At 42.4% G+C, this 19,629-nt stretch carries 14 protein-coding genes and 1 tRNA gene; 9 read left to right on the top strand and 6 right to left on the bottom strand.

Going from position 1 to position 19,629, the window contains the following annotated elements:
- Nucleotides 1-56: 56 nt before the first annotated feature.
- The gene (gene secA, locus HKX39_RS07755; protein WP_171680753.1) at nucleotides 57-2,783 is read left to right on the top strand and encodes a preprotein translocase subunit SecA; all 2,727 of its coding nucleotides are present in this window, start codon (nucleotides 57-59) and stop codon (nucleotides 2,781-2,783) included.
- Nucleotides 2,784-3,417: 634 nt separating this feature from the next.
- Here secA and mgtE read toward each other — a convergent pair.
- Both mgtE and HKX39_RS07765 read right to left on the bottom strand, forming a co-directional pair.
- Nucleotides 3,418-4,890 carry a magnesium transporter gene (gene mgtE / locus HKX39_RS07760; protein ID WP_171680754.1) on the bottom strand — a complete coding sequence of 491 codons (1,473 nt, stop codon included), beginning with the start codon at nucleotides 4,888-4,890 and terminating at the stop codon, nucleotides 3,418-3,420.
- A gap of 9 nt (nucleotides 4,891-4,899) precedes the next feature.
- Nucleotides 4,900-5,760: an inositol monophosphatase family protein gene (locus HKX39_RS07765; protein WP_171680755.1), complete on the bottom strand. Its 861-nt coding sequence runs from the start codon at nucleotides 5,758-5,760 to the stop codon at nucleotides 4,900-4,902.
- A 118-nt stretch (nucleotides 5,761-5,878) separates the two neighbouring features.
- Between HKX39_RS07765 and mnmC1 the strand changes: the two genes are divergently transcribed.
- The 4 genes from mnmC1 (at nucleotide 5,879) to HKX39_RS07785 (ending at nucleotide 10,936) form a co-directional block, all read left to right on the top strand.
- On the top strand, nucleotides 5,879-7,606 hold the full coding sequence (gene mnmC1 / locus HKX39_RS07770) for an FAD-dependent 5-carboxymethylaminomethyl-2-thiouridine(34) oxidoreductase MnmC1 (protein WP_171680756.1): 1,728 nt from the start codon (nucleotides 5,879-5,881) through the stop codon (nucleotides 7,604-7,606).
- A 182-nt stretch (nucleotides 7,607-7,788) separates the two neighbouring features.
- Nucleotides 7,789-9,921 carry a TIM-barrel domain-containing protein gene (locus HKX39_RS07775; protein WP_171680757.1) on the top strand — a complete coding sequence of 711 codons (2,133 nt, stop codon included), beginning with the start codon at nucleotides 7,789-7,791 and terminating at the stop codon, nucleotides 9,919-9,921.
- A gap of 8 nt (nucleotides 9,922-9,929) precedes the next feature.
- Nucleotides 9,930-10,778: a polysaccharide deacetylase family protein gene (locus tag HKX39_RS07780; protein WP_171680758.1), complete on the top strand. Its 849-nt coding sequence runs from the start codon at nucleotides 9,930-9,932 to the stop codon at nucleotides 10,776-10,778.
- 82 nt (nucleotides 10,779-10,860) lie between these two features.
- Nucleotides 10,861-10,936 (top strand) — tRNA-Lys (locus tag HKX39_RS07785).
- A gap of 184 nt (nucleotides 10,937-11,120) precedes the next feature.
- On the opposite strand, the gene HKX39_RS07790 is transcribed toward HKX39_RS07785, so the two are convergent.
- Together HKX39_RS07790 and HKX39_RS07795 are read right to left on the bottom strand one after the other, a co-directional pair.
- Entirely contained in the window at nucleotides 11,121-11,897 is a 777-nt protein-coding gene (locus tag HKX39_RS07790; protein ID WP_171680759.1) for a peptidylprolyl isomerase, read from the bottom strand.
- A gap of 18 nt (nucleotides 11,898-11,915) precedes the next feature.
- Entirely contained in the window at nucleotides 11,916-12,479 is a 564-nt protein-coding gene (locus HKX39_RS07795; protein ID WP_171680760.1) for a septation protein A, read from the bottom strand.
- Between the two features lie 190 nt (nucleotides 12,480-12,669).
- Here HKX39_RS07795 and HKX39_RS07800 point away from each other — a divergent pair, with 190 nt between their 5' ends.
- From HKX39_RS07800 to HKX39_RS07815, 4 genes are all read left to right on the top strand, one after another.
- The gene (locus HKX39_RS07800; RefSeq protein ID WP_171680761.1) at nucleotides 12,670-13,845 is read left to right on the top strand and encodes an ABC transporter substrate-binding protein; all 1,176 of its coding nucleotides are present in this window, start codon (nucleotides 12,670-12,672) and stop codon (nucleotides 13,843-13,845) included.
- Between the two features lie 115 nt (nucleotides 13,846-13,960).
- On the top strand, nucleotides 13,961-15,001 hold the full coding sequence (locus HKX39_RS07805) for a branched-chain amino acid ABC transporter permease (protein WP_171680762.1): 1,041 nt from the start codon (nucleotides 13,961-13,963) through the stop codon (nucleotides 14,999-15,001).
- Nucleotides 15,002-15,004: 3 nt separating this feature from the next.
- The gene (locus HKX39_RS07810; protein WP_171680763.1) at nucleotides 15,005-16,828 is read left to right on the top strand and encodes a branched-chain amino acid ABC transporter ATP-binding protein/permease; all 1,824 of its coding nucleotides are present in this window, start codon (nucleotides 15,005-15,007) and stop codon (nucleotides 16,826-16,828) included.
- Nucleotides 16,825-17,565, top strand: a complete 741-nt coding sequence (locus HKX39_RS07815; RefSeq protein WP_171680764.1) for an ABC transporter ATP-binding protein — start codon at nucleotides 16,825-16,827, stop codon at nucleotides 17,563-17,565. The genes HKX39_RS07810 and HKX39_RS07815 overlap by 4 nt, the downstream gene beginning before the upstream one ends.
- Before the next feature lie 734 nt (nucleotides 17,566-18,299).
- Here the strand turns inward: HKX39_RS07815 and nth are convergent.
- The gene (nth, locus tag HKX39_RS07820; RefSeq protein ID WP_171680765.1) at nucleotides 18,300-18,935 is read right to left on the bottom strand and encodes an endonuclease III; all 636 of its coding nucleotides are present in this window, start codon (nucleotides 18,933-18,935) and stop codon (nucleotides 18,300-18,302) included.
- Nucleotides 18,932-19,621: an RnfABCDGE type electron transport complex subunit B gene (locus tag HKX39_RS07825; protein ID WP_171680766.1), complete on the bottom strand. Its 690-nt coding sequence runs from the start codon at nucleotides 19,619-19,621 to the stop codon at nucleotides 18,932-18,934. Before HKX39_RS07825 ends, nth begins: the two co-directional genes overlap by 4 nt.
- Nucleotides 19,622-19,629: the final 8 nt, after the last annotated feature.

Raw genomic sequence — 19,629 nt, forward strand, 5'->3', positions numbered from 1 at the left:
GCTTTATTGCGTTAAACTATATAGCTTAGAAAAATTTTAAATTTTTACGTAAAAAAATGATTTCTTTATTAAAAAAATTGATTGGTAGTCGTAACGACCGTTTATTAAAACAATATCGCAAGCTTGTGCAAAAAATTAATGCACTAGAGCCTAGCATGAAAGAGCTTTCTGATGAGCAGCTTGCACAGAAAACAGCGGAATTCAAAGAGCGTATTGCCAATGGTTCAAGTTTAAATTCTTTATTACCTGAAGCATTTGCGGTTGTGCGAGAAGCATCTCATCGTGTGCTGGGTATGCGTCATTTTGATGTGCAGCTTATTGGTGGTATTGTGCTGCACAACGGTAAAATTGCCGAGATGCGTACAGGTGAAGGTAAAACGCTAATGAGTACCTTAGCGGCTTATCTTAATGCATTGACAGGCGAGGGAGTGCATGTTGTTACAGTAAATGATTATTTAGCTCGTCGTGACGCAGAAAATAACGGACGCTTGTTCTCATTTTTAGGACTGACAGTCGGTGTTGTGGTACCGGGTCAAGATAATCAAGAAAAATATGAAGCGTATCGCGCAGATATCACGTATGGTACCAATAATGAGTTCGGTTTTGACTATTTACGTGACAATATGGAGTATCGTGCGACAGACCGTCGTCAGCGTAAGTTAGCGTATGCTATTGTCGATGAGGTAGATTCTATTCTAATCGATGAGGCACGTACGCCGCTGATTATTTCTGGTCAGGCAGAGGATAATACAGAACTTTATGTTCGTATGAATCAAGTGCCGCCATTATTGACACGAATGACAGAAGAGCCTAAACCACAAGAACCAGAGCCAGAAGGTGATTTCTGGGTGGATGAAAAAGCACAGCAAATTTATCTGTCTGAAGCGGGGCATGAGCATGCAGAGGAAGTTTTACAGAAGTTAGGTATTTTGCCTGAAGGCGAATCGCTATATGATCCTCGTCATATTACCTTGATGCATCACTTAATGGTGGCATTACGTGCCCATAATTTGTTCTTTAAAGACCAGCATTACGTTATTCAAAATGGTGAAATTGTTATTGTTGACGAATTCACAGGGCGGTTTATGGCAGGTCGTCGTTGGTCTGATGGTTTACACCAAGCCGTTGAGGCAAAAGAAGGTGTTGAAATTCAAAATGAGAATCAGACCTTAGCGTCGATTACTTTCCAGAATTATTTCCGTATGTATGGCAAGTTAGCTGGTATGACAGGTACGGCGGATACTGAGGCCTATGAGTTCCAAGATATTTATGGTCTTGAAACGGTCATTATTCCAACGAATTTACCAATGCAACGTATTGATCAGAATGATCAAATCTTCTTAAATGATCAAGAAAAATATGCAGCTATTATTCGTGATATTCGTGATTGTCATGAGCGTCAGCAACCTGTTCTAGTGGGTACAACCAGTATTGAAAATTCTGAGTTATTATCGACTCTTCTAGATAAAGAAGGTTTAAAACACGATGTGCTGAATGCTAAACAACACGCGCGTGAGGCGGATATTGTCGCTGAGGCAGGTATGCCTGGTCATATCACGATTGCAACAAACATGGCGGGTCGTGGTACAGACATTGTGTTGGGTGGTAATGTATCTAAGCAAATTAGTTTAATTGAACTGGATGATTCATTAAGTGAGGCGCAAAAAGCAGCCGCTATTGCTAAGGTGCGTGAAGAGTGGAAAGCGCGTAATGAACAGGTTAAAGCATCAGGTGGTTTACGTATTATTGGTACCGAGCGTCATGAGTCTCGTCGTATTGATAACCAATTACGTGGTCGTGCTGGACGCCAAGGTGACCCAGGTTCATCACGCTTCTATTTGTCATTAGATGACTCTCTCATGCGTATTTTTGCGGGCGATAGAGTGCGTTCTCTAATGGAACGTTTAGGTACACCAGGAGAGCCAATTGAAGCCAAAATGGTTTCTCGTTCAATTGAGTCCGCTCAGCGTAAAGTAGAGGGTCGTAACTTTGATATCCGTAAACAATTATTAGAGTTTGATAACGTCGCTAATGACCAGCGTAAAGTGATGTACGGGCAACGTAATGAAGTACTTGAAGAGTCTTCTGTGCGTGAAATGGTAGCAGAGCTGCGTCATAATGCGATTGCGGATTTTGTGCGTACTTATGTACCAGAAGAGTCTCTAGAAGAACAATGGGATATTGATGGTTTACAAACAGCGCTTGCCTCAGAGTGGGGCATTAAGCTTAACCTTAAAGAGACCGTAGAGCAAAATCATGATTTAGATGATGACGGTATCTTAGAGCTTGTAGAACAAGAGGCTGAGCGTATTTATCAAGAGAAAATTGCTTTAGTTGGTGATGATTCTTGGAATCAGTTTGAACGTTCAGTCGTCTTGGATCGTCTCGATACAGCATGGCGTGAGCATCTAGCAGCATTAGATCATCTACGTCAAGGTATCCATTTGCGTGGTTATGCACAAAAGGATCCTAAGCAAGAGTATAAGAAAGAGGCGTTTGAGCTCTTTAAGTACATGCTAGAGCGAGTGCGTAATGAGGCGGTTAAGATTTTATTGACTGTTCAAATTCGTTCACCAGAGCAAGTAGATGCTGTTGAGGCAGAACAAGTCGCCCGTGCTGAGGCTCAGGTTGACAAGATGAATTATCATCATTCTGATTATGATGAGGCCTTGGCAGAAGATGATGCGAAGTCAGCAGATATCTATAAGAATGTAGGTCGTAATGACCCGTGTCCTTGTGGTAGTGGGTTACGATTTAAGCATTGTCACGGTAAGTTGTCGTAATAGTCGCTCGCTATTGAGCGTTAATCAGTAAATACTAATAGCAACCAGGTTCGCTACACGTTTCGCGCAGTCGCTCGAACAGAGCCTCGCTACCGCTCGGCTAACTCGCTTTGTGCATCGAAACGTCTCCGCAAACCTTAAGTGCTTGAGTAAACATTGCAATGCTAATGAGCATTAGCCCACACGGAGAGACATTCACTCGCCGCGACATTGGAAACGGCGAAGCACTTTCCGGAGCAAGAGTGAACTGTCTGCAGTGTGGGTGGATATGAATACACAAGTTCTGCAGTGAGGACGATACCTAGTGAGAGCTGTCTGCGGTGTCGGCGTATAGCAAATACTAATAGCAACTAGGTTCGCTACACGTTTTCGCGCAGTCGCTCGAACAGAGCCTCACTACCGCTCGGCTAACTCGCTTTGTGCATCGAAACGTCTCCGCAAACCTTAAGTGCTTGAGTAAACATTGCAATGCTAATGAGCATTAGCCCACACGGAGAGACATTCACTCGTAGCGACATTGGAAACGGCGAAGCACTTTCCGGAGCAAGAGTGAACTGTCTGCAGTGTGGGTGGATATGAATACACAAATTCTGTAGTGAGGACGATACCTAGTGAAAACTGTCTGCAGTGGGGTTTATAGCAAAAACACCGTCGCTAATCCTAGGAAGATAAAAAATCCTAACGCATCTGTCGCAAAGGTAAGCAACACAGACGACCCTACAGCAGGGTCTTTTTCAAAGCGTTGGCGAATAAGCGGAATGAGTACACCTAGTGAGGCACCGATAATCATATTGCAAATCATCGCGACAACCATCACTAAAGCAATTTTATACGAGCCAGAAACTAGCCAAGCAAAGAAAGAGGCGAGTAGGCTACCGATAAGACCGACCAAGAAGGTCACCCACGCCTCACGTTTTAGCATGGTAACAGTACTTTTGCTATTAATCCGCCCCATTGCCATGGCACGAATCACGAGCGTTAGAGTTTGATTGCCTGAGTTTCCGCCAATACCTGCCACGATAGACATCAGAAAAGCAAGAATGACAATTTGTCCGACAGTACCTTCAAATTGAGCGGCGATAAAAGAAGCCGTTGAGGCTGTACAGAGATTGACTAATAGCCAAGGGGTACGATTGCGGACAGCTTGTTCAATAGAGGCGAACATATCTTCTTCGGCAAGACCGGCACGCGCTAATTCTTGTTCTTGAGAGTCTTCTTGCATTACATCAATAACATCGTTAATCGTTACTCGTCCAATGAGGCGATTTTCTTCATCAATCACAGGAGCAGAAACGAGGTCATAACGCTCGAATGCTGAGGTTGCGGCCGTATCTTCTTCATCGGGTGTGAGGGAGAAGAAGTCTGTTTTCATTAGGTCTTTGACATTACTTTCGGGATCGTTAATAAGCAAATCAGCGATGGATAGCACCCCGAGTAAATGCTCTTGGCGATCAATAATAAAAAGCTGGTCTGTATGGTCCGGCATATATTCCAGACGACGTAGATAACGTAGTACGACTTCTAAAGTAATGTCTTCGCGGACGCGTACCATTTCAAAGTCCATGATAGCGCCTACCGTACCCTCTTCGTAGCCCATGGCGGCAAGGAGTTGCCCACGTTCACGCTCAGTAAGACCTTTTTGAACTTCGGCGACAATTTCGGCAGGAAGGTCGGGAACAAGATCGGCGAGCTCATCGGCATCGAGTGTTTCAGTTGCCGCGATTAAATCCTCTCGGTTCATCGCTGAAATTAAGTCTTCTCGAATCCAATCATCTACTTCAAGAAGAATATCACCGTCATACTTTGAGTTAACAAGCTCCCAAACTTGCAAACGCTCATCTTGTGGTAATGCCTCAAGAATAAAGGCAATATCAGCAGGGTGTAGAGGAAGTAAATAATCCTCTAGCTCTGTAGATTGTTGTTGAGTAATCAGCTCATCGAGAAGTTCATTTTCAGCTTCACCGTCTTCTTTGCGCTGGAGTAATTCTTGGAGGTGTTCTTGTTTTTTTAGGAGCGTACGGATATGCTCTAACGTCATCTGGATTTCTTCGTTATCCAGACGTTTTGGAATAGTGACACTTTCAGCGATAGGCGTATGCTCAGTCATGCTAATCCCTTAGGTCGGTGTGTTGAGAGAGGGTTTGAGCATATCCAAGAATTCGTCAAAGACAAAACGATTACTGGCAATAATATTACCTGTCACAGGCCATGCATGTTGCGCATATAAATCTTTTACTGTACCACCGGCTTCACGAACGAGGAGCGTACCCGCAGCGACATCCCAAGGAGAAAGACGAAATTCCCAAAAGCCATCGTAACGACCACAAGCAACCCATGCTAAATCTAAGGCAGCGGCACCAAATCGACGAACACCTCTAGTGCGATGGATAGCAGCTTTGAATGTGGGGTCATATTCGTCTTCAAATGAAAAATCACGGAAAGGAAAGCCTGTTGCTAGTACAGATTGTTCAAGTGTTTCTGTACGAGAGCAACGAATACGTTGCCCATTAAGTTGGCAACCGCCGAGATAGAATGCACTGAATAATTCCTCACGGTTTGGGTCATAGACGACAGAAACAATAGGCGTATCTTCTTCCAGAGGACTTATACCAGGACTTAATATAGTGCCTTTGTGGGCGACTAAACCAATGGAAACGGCAAAATGCGGAATGCCATGTAAGAAATTTGTGGTGCCATCCAAGGGGTCAATATACCATGTTGCGATAGCATTTGGACGAGTTTGTTTATCACTTTCTTCGGCAATAATAGCATAGTCTGGTGTAAGCTGAGTGAGCTTGTTGAGAATAGCTTTTTCAGCTTCTTTATCCGCTTGAGAAACTAAATCATTGTGCGATTTGTACTCAATCATTAATTCTTCACGGTTATTAAAATACGACATTAACACAGCAGCACCATAATGAGCAGCTTCTGTGGCGGCTTGTAATGCTAAATGAAAGTCGATATGTGTACTCATCATAATCCTAGTCTGCGGGTGAGGTGAGGAAGACCATAAAATTGCTACAATTATATCACTTGGTTTTTTAAAGCTCACCAGTGATTTTATGAATAAAAGGCAATCTCCCCAAAAGGATTTGATGATAAATCCACTAGTAGATTATGCACAACACATCAATGAGGATGGTTGTGCACCGATGACTATTGCTATTTTGGCAGAAGATTATGGGCATTATATTAAGGAATTGCATGGTTTATGGCAACAACAGCAACGTCCTTGGCACATCATATTGGTTGAGCGTCACTATCAGCAACACGCATGGAAATGTTTAGAGAAATGGTTTCCTCAAGCACTACCTTATAAAGTATTACCTATTAAGGGGATGCATCGAATTGATATTGAACCGTACCGTTTTACGGTAACTATGCTTTTTGATGAATCACCTCAAGCGTGGTCTAAGTTCTCAGCGCAGGTACATATTTTTGTGGTGGATAGCGCGGATACCAAAGATTATCAACAAGCTTGTCGGATGAGTGTCGCTAAGCCACTTATTTGTAGTGCAACAGAATTAGATGTGGCATGGCGAGCGCTTGTGCAAGATCAGCAATTGACGATTGAAAAGCAAATCACTTGTTCTTTGCTAAATACATCAACGCATAAGCCGATGACACTTTATTTTTTAACGAGTCAGCGTCCAGAGGTGCCAATAGCTGCTCGATTAGGGCGACAAATCACAATTATTGGCGCAGGTGTTGCTGGTGCTGGGGTGGCGTTTGCATTAGCGCACCGAGGTTGGCGAGTGAGAGTACTTGATCCTATGTTTACTCAAGGACCTGATGAGCAAGCGTATCGTTATGCTTCAGGTGCTGTTACGCCATTGCTGACGGCGGATGATTGTCATAAGGCTCGTCTAAGTCGAGCAGGTGTACTACGTGCACATGCGAGGTGGACATCTATTGCTAAACAAGCAGGTATTCAATATTGCGGCACTTTAGAACTTAATCGAGATAAAGGGCATGCAAAAGATTTATTGGATGTTGTGGAGCAATCGAATTTTCCTTCTGAGTGGGTGAGATTAGTATCTGTCGAAGAAGCAACAAAGCTCGCAGGTGTGGACGTTAATCAGGAAGGTGCTTTTTTCCCGCTTGCTATGCAAATACCTCCTGTGCGATTGGCATGGACATTATTGCAGCATGCGAATATTGAATGTTTGCCTGTACGAGTAGAGCAAATTCAAGTAGAGGAAGACCATACGTTTACATTGCAGACAAATCAAGGTGTGATGTCTGCGGCAGTATTGCTTGTAGCGACAGCGATGCATAGTCGTCAGTTATTGGAGCAGAGTAATCTTTCATACCGGACATTAAAGTCGGGACAGGTTGTTAATGTTTTAAAAAGACTCGAAAGTCTACATGCCTTAGCGGGAGAAGTGATGATGGTGCCTGCCAATCAGCTGAATGGAGGCCCTCAATGTGTAATTGGAGGGCAGGGTTATTATTTACCCGCTCAAGAGGGATTTTGTGTGATGGGCAGTACATATGAGCATGGAAATTTAGCCCCCGAGGTGACTAAAGTGGGACAGCAGACCATTTGGCAAAAAATACCCTTAGATTTGCCAGTGAGTTTGTCACACTTACAACAGCAACAATGTTTAAAGGGGCGTGCTTGTGTAAGAGCGGTATTACAGGGACGGTTACCTATTATTGCGGAGCTACCTCATCATAAACATCTCTGGGTGGCGACGGCCTATGCTTCGCATGGAATGACGTGGAGTAGCTTGGCTGGCGATATTATAGGGGCAAGTTTAGAGGGGGAGCCATTGCCTATAGAAAAAGACTTATTAGCTGCACTCTCTTTTAAGGTATAAGACAGCAAGATATTCGCCCAGCCTTGGTGAATCGTATTTTATAATGTGATATTGATAAAAATTATAAATAAAACAACGATTTATTTATTGAAAAACAGCTAATTTGCTTTAAGTTTTATATAAAATCAGTCAAAATAATGGCTTAGGCTGAAGATGGCCAATCCAATTTAGAAAGCAAGAAAGTGACTGACATTAAACAACTCATTTTAAGAGAGCAACAAGCAGGATTTTGTGACTTTAGTATCACGGATGATTTGTTGTTGCGTGTAGAGGCGAGTGCATTAGGTGTATTCCGTTTGCGCATTGGTAGTGAATCAAAATTAGATGATAGCAAATTAAATGTGCGTGCTTTGGCAAGAAAATCACTTCTATTGGCAAGGCAAGAAATAACGAGTGAATTTGAGGTGAATACTGAAAATAAAGGGTGGCGCTTATCTCATGGTTCTACCTCTTTATTGATTAATACTCAGCCGTTTTCTTTGCAGTTTTATCAAGATGATCAAGTAGTACTGAGTACAGTATCACCTTCTGCTTTGTTGTTGGATGATAAGCAATGGTGCTTAAATCTTGCATTGACATCAAATGAGACTGTTTATGGTTTGGGGCGAGTAAGTGATACCTTAAATCGTCGTGGACAAGAAATTCAATCAGATAGCCAAGATTATTTGCCTTTGTCTTGGAGTGCAAAGGGTTGGGGGGTATTTGTGCAGAGCTTGCACAAGGTGTCGCATTCGATTGGACTGAAAAAACACCCTAATCAATATGGTATTACCGTAGAAGATGATGTGCTTGATGTCTTTTTCTATATTGCTCCTCCAGCAGAAATTCTGAATCAGTTCAGTGCCACTATCGGTCGTCCAGGGCAGCCACCATTGCGTGCAATGGGATTGTGGTTAGATCAACAGGAAAATCAGACGATATCTGAGTTTATGAGCACAGTTGAGCAATGGGAAAAAGCAGGTCTAACGGTGGATACCTTAAACTTTGCTGCACCCAGTATGTTTAGCTTTCAATCGGATAAGCTTGTGATGGATTGGGATGAGGGGCGAGTCGGTGATGTGCGTCAATTTATCGCTGATTATGCTAAAGGTAAAAAGCATGTATGCGTTCCAAGTTTTCCGGGGATTCCTGTCGATACGGCCTTGTTCCAAGATTTAGAAGATAGGGCATGGCTTTTATTGGATGATAAGGGAAAGGCTTATCAAGTAGCGACACCAAAAGGTAAAGTAGGGGTATTAGATTTAACCTATAAAGATGCGTATCAATATTGGGAGTCTCGCCATCAACAGTTGCTTGAGGGGACTGATATTGCTGTGAGTATCGCGCAAACAATCTATATTCCTGATAATGTGAGTGCTCGCCAAGGTGAGGAAAAAGCCTTTCTAAGACAGTTGTATTCAGCATGGTTGGAGCAATCCTTGTTTGAAGGACAAGCTTTCCATAAAACACCAAGCGAGGCATTTGTTCGTCGTCAAGCTTTAAGCTTAAACAGTGTTCGTAGTACTGGCTTATATTTACAAGATACGATTGAAAGCTATACTGATCTAGAAAATTTATTACAACGCCATCTCAGTACACAAATGAGTGGTGTAATAGCACAATCGCATGTCTTAAATTTACAAGCGACAGAGGCAAGACTTTATCTGCGAGCATTGGCACTCTCCATTTTTAGTGCAGGCTTTAGTTTTGTCGCTGATGAGGCTTATTGGCCAACACAGTTTGATGAAAAAACACAACAAACTGTAAAAACCTTATTAGCTTTACGTTATCGTTTAATTCCTTATGTGCTGGGTATTATTGAAGATGCGACGCGTACAGGTTTACCTGTGCAGCGTGCTATGGCTTTAGCTTATCCACAAGATACTTATGCCCATCAGTACCATCAGCAATTCTTATTTGGTCCAGCTTTATTAGTGGCGCCTATTTTGGATAGTCAGGATAGCAAATGCATTTATCTCCCTGAGGGTGATGCGTGGTGGGATCTAAATACAGGTGTCCGCTATGAGGGTGGTCAGGTATTGGAATATCACTGTGATACAAGCGCTATCCCTGTGTTTGGGCGTGAGGGGCATATGCTTTGCCTAGGCCCCGATTTAAAAGGCTTAGAAGAGTTTAATACAGCACGCGTTTTAGATGAAGTGTGGCTCTTTGGGATGCCTATTCATAACCCTGTGGTCATGCGCAATAAGATTCGTGTCATGCAAATGCAAGGTTCTAGCTATATCAAGGGGTTTGAGGGCTTACGCATTTTACCTTCTGAGGGCTTAGAGGTAAAAAGACGTGGGGCAGAGGTACGTATTTCACGAGAGCGATAGTCATTACGATGTTGTCTATTAAAGATACTGCGACCTGTGTGCCTGTCTTACGTTATCGCCATGTGACGCCTAATGGCGGAGATTTTAATTGCGCTCCTCAATATTTTAAAGAGCAGATGAGTTATCTGTTAGGTAGAGGCTTTCATATGCTGAGTGCTAAGCAGTTTGCGGCGTTTATGCAAGGGGAGCCGACACCTCGCAAATCTCTCTTTATTACCTTTGAAGGTGGTTATTTAGATAATTATGTGTTTGCTTATCCTATCCTATTAAAACTCGGTATTAAGGCGAGTATATTTTTGAGTACCTCATCCATTCGTGCTGGAGAGCAGCGTGCCAATACGGATGGAAGCGAAATCTTGCCGTTTTGTCCTCCGCATGATGAGTGTAAAGCAAGGATTAATCAAGGACATCCAGAAAGTGTGATGATGAATTGGAATGAAATTCGTCTGATGCGGAAAAGTGGTTTGATTGATTTTCATAGCTTTGCTCATACCCAAACTCGATGGGATCACCAGCTTAATGAAGAAGGTAAGAATCTTGCTATGCAAAAAGAATTAGAGCAGAGTAAGGCAGTACTATTAGCAGAGTTAGGTGAAGTCAGCGAGCATTTAAGTTGGCCGCATGGTTACTTTGATGATGATTATATAGCCTTGGCACAAGAGGCTGGATTTCATTATCTATATACGACAGAAGCATTGGGATTTAATCTGCCACAGGATAATGTGGCACATATTTATCGTATTGATGCACCCAATAAATCTGCGGCTTCATTAGGGCTGCGCTTATTATTCGCACGTAAGCCTTTTTTGGGGAAAAGGTACCATGCGTTTAAACAGTATTTTGCTAAGAAAGCTTAATTCAGTTGTAAAAAATACACAGAAATAGGCGTTAATAGGCTTGACAGTCTTTTAAAGTTAAGCCATAATTATATCCTTTCACGGGCTGGTAGCTCAGTCGGTAGAGCAGCGGACTTTTAATCCGTTGGTCGCGAGTTCGAGTCTCGCCCAGCCCACCAGCTAAACGAAAATTTGACGCTTTATAGCGTCATTTTTTTTGCTTATTCAAAATGTGCTCATACTCACTTTTATGAGAAGATAATGCACAATGCTTTATAAAAAAATAGAGCCTCATCCATTGAGGCTCTATCAGATGGTGGTTAATCAGTTGCTATAACAGCAAATGACTGTTCATCCTGACTATTATTTTTCGATAATCTCGATTTTTGCTTTGCTACGTAGAGATTCTACAAACTCAAACATTTTCTTTTGTGTGAGGCTACGTGTTAAATCTGTTTTAACTTGATCGAGTGTTGGCGGTGTTACTGGACGCTCATCATCGATACGAACTAAATGATAACCATATTGTGATTTAACTGGTTCAGAGATTTCGCCTTTTTTGCCTGTTTTAACGGCTTCAGCAAACTCTGGCACGTACATATCTGGATTTGACCAGCCTAAATCACCACCGTTCTTACCAGAACCTGGGTCGATAGAGTCCTTTTTAGCGGCGTCTTCAAATGTAACTTTCTTGGCTTTAATGTCCGCTAATAGGGCTTTTGCTTTGTCTTCTTCTTTGACTAAGATATGGCTGACTTTGAATTCTTTTTTGCCTGCTTGCTCTTTTACCATGTCATCATAGGCTTTTTTAATGTCATCATCAGTGACTTTATTTTTTTCAGACCAGTCTTGTAATAGGCTAGAAATTAGGATGTCTTTACGAGCAGCTTCTAAGTTAGCCTTCACATCGTCTTTTTTATCAAGACCTAATTTAACCGCTTCTTGAGAAAGTACATCACGGCTGATGATTTCGTCAAGGATAGACTTGCGTTGTTCTGGACTTGCATTTTCGATGCGTAATGCTTTTAGTGTGCTATCTAATTCTGCTTGTGTAATAGCGTGCCCATTGACAGTAGCGACATTTTGAGCCATTGCTGGTAGAGTTGCGCTTAGTGCGGCGACTAAAAATAAACGTTTCATTGTCGTTATATCCTTCTATTAAGATGATTTATCTTGTTGGTTATTATCAATTTGCATGTATTTGCTAAGCCATAATGATTGAGCTACAGCAAAAACAATGAGCAATAAAGTCATGCCAAAGACTTTAAATGTTCCCCATTGCTCGGTCGTAAAATGCCCCGAAAACGCAACATAGACGTTAATGATACCAACAATTATGAAAAATAGTGCCCAGCTTGTATTCATTTTATTCCAAGCTGTTTCAGGCATTTGAAGTTGGTTTCCCATCAATTGTTGGATAAGGTTCTTTTTAAAGAAAATTTTACCTCCTAGCAAGATAGCGCCAAACAGCCAATACAGGACGCTAGGCTTCCATTTGATAAAGGCTTCATCTTGTAGGTAAACGGTTGCTCCACCGAAAACAACAATAATAATGAGACTTAACCAAGTGCTGACTTCGATTTTCTTTTTTGTGGCTTTTAACCACACTATTTGTAAGATGGAGGCGCCCATGGCCACCCATGTGGCTAAATAAATATCCCCCACTTTAAGCGCGATAAAAAAGAGAACGAGAGGGAAAAAGTCAAAAAGGAGTTTTTTCATTAAAATCTTTAAAAATAAAATATTACGTCATATAAGAGAAATTCATTTTATAAAAAATTGAAGAGAATAGGTAGTAATCTTGATTGCTTAAGCTTTTTTAACTATGTTATGGTTTAATGACAGTTTGTCAGTTTTTAATAACTGGTTTTTTATATTTGATGCAATATCGCAATTGACAGGAGATAAGACGATGAAAAAATTTGCATTACGTGCATTATGCACAATCCCTATGATGGCTTTGGCGAGTGCTGTATGGGCTCAGCAGACGGTGACTGTTGGCGTGTCAGTATCATCGACAGGTCCGGCTGCCTCATTAGGTATTCCCGAAAAAAATACGGCTGAAATTGCACCAACGACATTAGAGGGTGGTGTAGAGGTGAAATATGTTGTGTTAGATGATGCAACAGATACCGCGAATGCCGTACGTAATATGCGTAAACTTATCTCCGAAAATAAGATTGATGTGATGGTGGGCAGCACGGTGACGGCAGCCTCACTCGGTTTAGTGGATGTAGCAGCAGAAACAAAGGTACCATTAATTAGCTTAAATGGTAATGCTGTGGTGGTATTTCCACAAGAAGGTGCCAAGAAGTGGGCATTTAAAACCGCACAAAATGACAGTCTGATGGCTCAAGCGTTAAAAACATCAATGCAAAAAGCAGGGGTTAAAACGTTAGGTGTGATTGGCTTTGCTGATGCTTATGGTCAGGGTTGGCTAAAAGAAATGACAGCAGCCTTAGAAGGCACCGATATTAAAATTGTCGCTAGTGAGAGTTATGCACGTACGGATACGAGCGTGACAGGTCAGGTGATGAAGTTAGTCGCAGCTAAACCAGATGCCGTCCTTGTTGCTACTGCAGGTACGCCAGGTGCTTTACCACAACGCGAATTAAAACAACGTGGTTTCAAAGGTCAAATCTACCATACACATGGTTCAGCTAATAACGATTTCCTACGTGTATGTGGTAAGGCGTGTGAAGAGGTTATCCTTCCTGTTGGTCCTGTCGTGGTAGCGGCACAGTTGGAAGACGGTCATCCACTAAAAACAACAGGTCTTGCCTATACTAAACTCTACGAAGAAAAGTATGGTGCGAATACGGTTAATGCCTTTGGTGGTCATATGTGGGATGCTAGCGTATTGATTAACGCAACTATTCCTAAAGTATTAGCGACAGGTGCTAAGCCAGGTACAGAGGAGTTCCGTGTGGCATTCCGTGATGCGCTAGAAAACGCCAAAGATGTGGTGGGCGTACATGGTGTATTTAATATGGCCGCAGACAATCACGCAGGTCTTGACGATAGAGCGCGTGTGATGGTTAAGGTTCAAGACGGGAAATGGGTATACCAGCCAGAACTTTTAAAATAGACTAGGCGTCTATACGATAAAATAGCGAGTCGTTTTATCGAAAAAATTAGGCGTGCGGGTTTGATATATCCGCACGTCTTATCTGTTTTTATAGTTCACACGAGAAGTTGATGTTATGGATTGGTCAATAGCCAAAATCTTAATACAAGATGGGATAGTAACGGGGGTTATTTATGCCTTAATGGCCGTAGCACTCGTATTGGTTTTTGCAGTAACGCGTATTATTTTTATTGCACAGGGGGAGTTTGTTTCCTTTGGTGCTTTGTCTTTTGCGATGATGGCAAGCGGTCAAATACCCCAAACCATTTATTTGTTGCCTATTGTTGGTGGTATTGTTTTCTTAAAAGAGCTTTATGCCAAATTGAAAGGTAGACATGGTTTACCGATTTGGCAAAGCGTTCTTTATTTTGTGTTATTGCCATTAGGTGTCATGTATATGGTTCCAATGATGTTGGCGCAAGAACCTAATCTATGGGTTAAAGCCTTATTGACCATCATTATTGTTGTGCCACTAGGACCTATGGTTTACCGTTTGGTCTATGAGCCTGTGGCAGAGGCAAGTGTACTGACATTATTGATAGTTTCCATTGCATTGCATTTTGCTTTCTTAGGGACTGGCTTAGTCTTGTTTGGTGCTGAAGGGTGGTTAGTATCAGAGCCTTTCTTTGAGGGTGAAATTGAACTTTTAGGCTTAACTTGGCGTTATCAAAGCTTATTTGTGATTGTAATGACCCTGCTAACCATTGTTGGTTTGTGGGCGCTATTTGGCTTTACGTTGGTTGGTAAAGCCTTGCGTGCCACAGCGGTGAATCGTCGTGGTGCTCGTTTAGTAGGGATTAGTACCTCCTTGTCTGGGCATTTAACCTTTTGGTTAACGGCTTTTGTGGGGGTATTAGCAGGTATTATGCTGGTGTCCTTTATTCAGATTACCTATGAAACAGGCTTTATGATCGGTCTAAAAGGTTTTGTGGGGGCGATTATTGGTGGTTTAGTCAGTTACCCTATTGCAGCGATTGGCGCAGTAGGTGTAGGTATTATTGAGGCGTTTAGTACATTCTGGGCATCAGATTATAAAGAGGTGATTGTGTTTACGCTGATTATTCCTGTTTTATTGGTACGTTCTTTGACGATTACCCATCATGATGAAGAGGAGTAAATCATGCAAAGAATCTTTTTAGCTGTCTTTATAGCGATTTTAGTAGCGATTCCGCTCATTCCTGGGACACCAGAGTTCTGGGTGAATCAGATGAATACGATTGGGATTGCTTCTTTAGTGGTGCTCGGTCTTGTAATTTTGACCGGTGTTGCAGGGATGACTTCTTTTGGTCAAGCGGCATTTGTGGGTATGGGAGCATATGCGACTGCTTATTTAAGTACTTCTTTGGGATATTCCCCTTGGATTGGCTTATTAGCGGGTTTGGCGATTGCTTTTGTGATTGCTTATATTTTGGGTCAAATTACTTTACGACTTTCTGGGCATTTCTTACCATTAGGGACAATTGCTTTATGTTTAATCTTCTATTATCTCTTTGGTAATATGGATTTCCTTGGTCGACATGATGGTTTACCGGGTATTGTGCCAATTGAAATTTTTGGATTCTCACTCCTTAAAGCACGTGCTATTTATTTTTTAATCTGGGGCGTGGTGCTGCTCAGTATTTTCCTCAGTTTGAATTTATTAAATTCTCGTACAGGTCGTGCTATTCGTGCCTTAAAAAATGGGGCAGCGATGGCAGAGTCTTTTGGTGTAAATACACACCACTATAAAATGATTGCCTTTGTTTATGCCGCTTTATTAGCTAGCGTCGCTGGTTGGTTATATGCCCATGAGCAACGAGCAGTGAGTCCAAGTACATTTGGTCTGAACTATGGCATTGAGTATCTCTTTATGGCGGTTATTGGTGGTTCAGTCAGTATTTGGGGAGCTATTTTAGGTGCTGGTTTGGTTGTGTTTTTGCGTGATCAAATTCAAGCGTATACCCCTTATTTGATTGATGCGAAAGTTAATGTGGAGATGGTGGTATTTGGTATCTTAATGGTATTGATTCTTCACCATGCCAAAGATGGTTTATGGCCAATTTTGATGCGAGGGGTTAATAAAATCTTTGGTGAAAAGCAGACCCAAAACACAGATTTAGGGCTGGACGAAAAAGCAGCCGAGCTACCAAAACGAGAGCGTCCTCAAAAAGGGGATACTGTACTTAGAGTCAATAAGATTCGTAAAGAATTCGGTGGTTTGGTGGCTGTTAATGATATTAGTTTTGAGGTAAAAGCGGGTCAAATTATGGGACTTATTGGTCCAAATGGAGCTGGTAAAAGTACCTCATTTAATTTGATTACTGGTGTTTTGCCTCTCACTTCGGGTACCGTGGAGTTTATGGGACAAAAAATTTCTGGTCTTTCTGCCCGTGAGATTTCTCGTCTAGGGATTGGACGTACATTCCAGCATGTACAGTTATTACCAAATATGACCGTACTAGAAAACGTGGCGCTAGGGGCACATTTGCGAGCTAACTCTGGTGTCGTGAGCAGCTTATTACATTTAGAGCGAGAAAGTGAAGCTCGTTTACTTAAAGAGGCAAAAATTCAATGTGAACGTGTAGGATTAGGTGATTATCTCTATGAAAAGGCAGGTAATCTTGCATTAGGTAAACAACGCATTGTGGAGATCGCACGTGCTTTAGCTTTGGATCCTACTTTACTGTTATTAGATGAGGCGGCAGCAGGTCTACGTTATAAAGAAAAACAAGACTTAGCAGCGGTATTAAGTGCGCTACGTGATGAGGGGATGAGTATTCTCTTAGTAGAGCATGATATGGATTTTGTAATGAAATTAACTAATCATTTAGTTGTAATGGATTTTGGTACTTATTTAGCCGAAGGGTCACCTGCGGAGATTCAGCAAAACCCTGCTGTTATTGAGGCATATCTTGGTGGTATGGATGATGTTCTTGATATGGCATCTACGGAGGTTAAAGTATGAGTACCTTATTGCTGGAAACAAAAGCATTATCAGCGCAGTACGGCAAAATTAATGCCTTGAATAATGTTAATCTGAAGTTAGCACAAGGTCAGGTCATTACCGTCATTGGTGCCAACGGTGCTGGTAAATCGACCTTGCTTAATAGTATTATGGGCTCTTTGGCCACTAGTGGTACAGCACAAGGTGATGTGTTGTATCAAGGTGAGTCTATTATGTCTGATAGAGTAGAAACGCGTATGTCAAATGGAATCAGTTTGGTACCAGAGCGACGCGAACTCTTTTCTAGTATGACGGTTCAGAATAATTTATTGCTGGGTGGTTTTCGTCGTTATTTAAAACGAGATAGTTCACGGGAAGATACTTTAGATGAGGTATATACACTTTTTCCTCGTTTAAAAGAGCGCTATAAGCAATTGGCAGGGACTTTATCGGGTGGTGAACGCCAGATGTTAGCTGTTGGTCGTGCGTTGATGGCAAAGCCCAAAGTTTTAATGCTTGATGAACCTAGCCTAGGATTAGCACCATTAATTGTGAGAGAGATTTTTCTCATTATTATGCGTTTGCGAGAAACAGGCGTGTCTATCTTATTGGTAGAGCAAAATGCACGCTCAGCTTTGCAAGTAGCGGATTATGGTTATGTGTTGGAAATGGGTGAGGTCACGCTAGAGGGTAATGCGAAGGACTTGATACATAATCCGGCCGTGATTGAAAGCTATTTGGGATTTGGCAAGTCGTAAGGTCGTCCTCATGAAAAGAATTTGATGTGCCGCTAGCACTATCGTGGTATACGCCAATCCACCGGCAGGTTTTTGTCAGTCGCTCGAACAGTGCCTCGCTGTGCTCGTCAAACTCGCTTTGTGATCAAAAACCTCTCCGGCAGACTGGCTTGGATGGTAGTGCTAGTTAATGGCAGTCCTCACGGAGAGAACTTGATGTACCGAGCGAGTTTGCAAACGGCGAGCGATAGCGACGCACTTTGCTGTCCGAGCGAATACACAATGTTCTGCAGTGAGGATGATATAGAGTGAACTTGTTTATATCAGGCAGTACCTATTGCTACAAAAGGTTCGCTACACGTTTTCGCGCAGTCGCTCGAACAGAGTCTCGCTACCGCTCGCCTAACTCGCTTTGTGCATCGAAACGTCTCCGCAAACCTTGGTGCTTAAGTAAACATTGTACTGCTAATGAGCATTAGCCCACACGGAGAGACATTCACTCGCCGCGACATTGGAAACGGCGAAGCACTTTCCGGAGCAAGAGTGAACTGTCTGCAGTGTGGGTGGATATGAATACACAATGTTCTGCAGTGAGGACGATATATAGCGTGAACAGTTTATATCATGCAGTAACCTATTGCTACAAAAGGTTCGCTACACGTTTTCGCGCAGTCGCTCGAACAGAGCCTCGCTACCGCTCGCCTAACTTGCTTTATGCATCGAGACGTCTCCGCAAACCTTGGTGCTAGTAGTAATTAGGCTTTTGTTTTATCCTTAAACTCACACAAATCACTAATCGAGCAATGAGGGCATTTGGGCTTGCGAGCAATACAGATGTAGCGTCCATGTAAAATTAACCAATGGTGTGCATTGAGTAAGTATTCTTTTGGAATAAATTTTAAAAGCTTTTGCTCAACTTCTAGTACGTTTTTGCCCGGGGCGATACCTGTGCGATTAGATACGCGAAAGATATGAGTATCTACGGCCATCGTGAGCTGTCCAAAAGCGGTATTGAGGACAACATTCGCTGTTTTACGACCAACACCCGGTAAGGCCTCAAGCTCCTCTCGTGTCTGAGGCACTTGGCTATGGTATTGCTTAACGAGGATTTCACAGGTTTTAAGCGCATTTTGTGCTTTTGTTTTATACAAGCCAATGGTACGAATCGCTTCTGTAAAGGCCTCTAACCCCATATTTAGAATATCTTGTGGGGTTTTACATTTCGCAAAAATAGGGCGAGTGGCTATATTGACGGATTTGTCAGTCGCTTGAGCAGATAATAAGACCGCAATTAATAATTGAAAAGGATTTTCATATTCCAGCTCTGTTTTGGGGTGAGGATTGGCCGCTTCAAAACGAGCAAAAATTTCAGTACGTTTTTGTTTATTCATGATGATTGGCGACGAGCACGAGCACGAGCTAGTGCCATTGCAATGGCAGCAGATTTGGCTTGGCTAGCAACTTTGTTTTCTTCAAGAATGCCAGATTGTTGATCTTCGGTGTGCAAATTTTCAGCAACAATATCAGCAGAAGCAAGAATATCGCTAGGTCGAGAGGAGTGTTGATTAAGACGTTCTTCCTCGATTTTAGCTTGAATAGCCAGACGCTTAGCGCGATGCTGATGGCGTTGCCGTGCATTATCAGCATCAAGGCGAGACCATTCTTTGTTGGCAGGTATCATTTGAATGCAATCCACAGGACAAACGGGAATGCAAAGGTCACAGCCAGAACATAAGTCAGGAATGACGGTATGCATAAATTTATTAGCACCGATAATGGCATCGACCGGACAAGCACGAATACAGAGGGTACAGCCAATACAATGATCTTCATCAATCACAGCGACTTGTAAGGCTTGTGCTTCGCCACAGCTTGTATCAAGAGCAATGACAGGTAGTCCAGTGATATTAGCGAGTTGTGCAATCCCTGCTTCTCCCCCAGGAGGGCAACGATTAATCGGTGCCTGCTCATTGACAATCGCAGTAGCATAAGGCAGGCAGCCATCATAACCGCATTTGGTACATTGTGTCTGCGGTAAGATGGCGTCAATTTGATGAATTAAGTCTTGATTACTCATAGAGATGG

This window comes from Pelistega suis (assembly GCF_013133795.1).
In the GTDB taxonomy this organism is placed as follows: Bacteria; Pseudomonadota; Gammaproteobacteria; order Burkholderiales; family Burkholderiaceae_B; genus Taylorella; species Taylorella suis.